This is a genomic window from Mesorhizobium sp. M1E.F.Ca.ET.063.01.1.1 (assembly GCF_003998155.1).
In the GTDB taxonomy this organism is placed as follows: Bacteria; Pseudomonadota; Alphaproteobacteria; order Rhizobiales; family Rhizobiaceae; genus Mesorhizobium.
In genome coordinates this window covers 1-1,527 of sequence record NZ_RZSC01001075.1, presented here as the reverse complement: position 1 = coordinate 1,527, position 1,527 = coordinate 1, and the positions used below count along the sequence as shown (strand labels likewise).

At 62.1% G+C, this 1,527-nt stretch carries 3 protein-coding genes; 1 reads left to right on the top strand and 2 read right to left on the bottom strand.

Annotated features, from left to right (window positions below; all coding sequences use genetic code 11):
• Positions 1 to 25 precede the first annotated feature (25 nt).
• Positions 26 to 526 carry a pantetheine-phosphate adenylyltransferase gene (gene coaD / locus EOA29_RS36150; protein ID WP_126093822.1) on the bottom strand — a complete coding sequence of 167 codons (501 nt, stop codon included), beginning with the start codon at positions 524 to 526 and terminating at the stop codon, positions 26 to 28.
• A gap of 191 nt (positions 527 to 717) precedes the next feature.
• On the opposite strand from coaD, the gene EOA29_RS36145 reads away from it, so the two are divergent.
• Entirely contained in the window at positions 718 to 870 is a 153-nt protein-coding gene (locus EOA29_RS36145) for a hypothetical protein (protein ID WP_126093821.1), read from the top strand.
• A gap of 53 nt (positions 871 to 923) precedes the next feature.
• On the opposite strand, the gene EOA29_RS36140 is transcribed toward EOA29_RS36145, so the two are convergent.
• The coding region (locus EOA29_RS36140) for a DNA gyrase C-terminal beta-propeller domain-containing protein (RefSeq protein WP_281061131.1) at positions 924 to 1,527 on the bottom strand (604 nt) is incomplete at its 5' end.

The window sequence follows — 1,527 nt, the reverse complement described above, 5'->3', positions numbered from 1 at the left end:
GGAATCCACTTTTGGGCGACATGCGCTATTTCGCGAATTTGGCGGTGAGCGCGCCGGCGACGGCCGCCGGCACGAACGGGCGGATGTCGCCGCCCATCGACGCAATCTGGCGGACAAGTGTGGCGGTAATGGTGCGCACCGAGGGGCTCGCCGGCAGGAAAACCGTCTGCAGGTCCGGCGCCATCGTCTCGTTCATGCCGGCCATCTGCATCTCGTAGTCGAGATCGGTGCCGTCGCGCAGACCGCGGATGATGATCGAGGCGCCATGCTTCCTGGTGGCGTCGACGACCAGACCATCGAAGGCAACCACCTTGATGCGGGCGCTATCGCGGCCGAACTCCGCCTTGGTCGCGGCCTCGATCAGCGCCACGCGTTCGTCGAAGGAAAACAGCGGCGCCTTGCCTGGGTGGACGCCGATCGCCGCGTAGACGGTGTCGGCCACGGCAAGCGACGCCTTCAAGACGTCGAGATGGCCGTTGGTCAGCGGGTCGAAGGAGCCTGCGTAAAGGGCGGTGCGTACGGTCATGGCAGGCTTCTAGCGAGCCTCTCAAACAAAGGCAAATCCCATTGATGTGCCGGTCGTGAACCTTTTCACGGACGTGAACGACAGATGAATGCGACGATCACGAACGCTTCACGCAGCGTTCACTAGGTTGCCGCTTCAGGAGATGAAACCAAAACACCATCTTATCGTTACAAGAGCAGGAGAACACGAAAATGCTGATCTACATGCTTGCCACCGCAATGACTATCGGGATGCTGATCGCAACCGCATTCGGGCTGCATCAGGAAGCCGCGCGGGTGCGCGTCAAGGCCAACACCAAGCGTCTCGATGGGTTCGTCGCCCGTAACGTTTACCGCCGCTTCTGATTTCCAGCCATGATCGCACCGGCCCCACGGGCCGGTGGCGCGTAGCCAAAAGCCTATTCGGGATTTCCCTCGCCCGCATCTTCTGTGGCGCCGACCTCGCCCGAAGGCGCTTCTTCGGCTTCCTCGTCAGCCTGCGGCTCCGAAATCCGCTCCACCGAAACCACTTTCTCGCCTTCTGCCGTGTTGAAGATGGTCACGCCCTTGGTGGCGCGGCTGGCGAAGCGTATGCCCTCCACTGGCACGCGAATGACGGTGCCGCCGTCCGAAACCAGCATGATCTGATCGTCGTTGCCGATCGGGAAAGTCGCGACAAGGCGCCCGATCTCGGCCACTTTCGAGACATCGGTGGCGCGAATGCCCTTGCCGCCACGGCCTGTCAGGCGGAAATCGTAGGACGACGAACGCTTGCCGTAACCATATTCGGTCACCGTCAGCACAAGCTGCTCAAGCACCTTGAGGAATTCGTAGCGCTCGTCGGAAAGCTCGGCTTCCTCGCCGATCTCCTCATTGGTCAGCGCAATCTCTTCCTCCTCGCCGACAGCACCGACGGCAAGCCGCCGCTCGGCGGCAGCGCGCTTCAGATAAGCGGCGCGCTCGGCAGGCGATGCGTCGACATGCTCGATGATGGACATCGAGATCACGCGGTCCGTCTCGGCC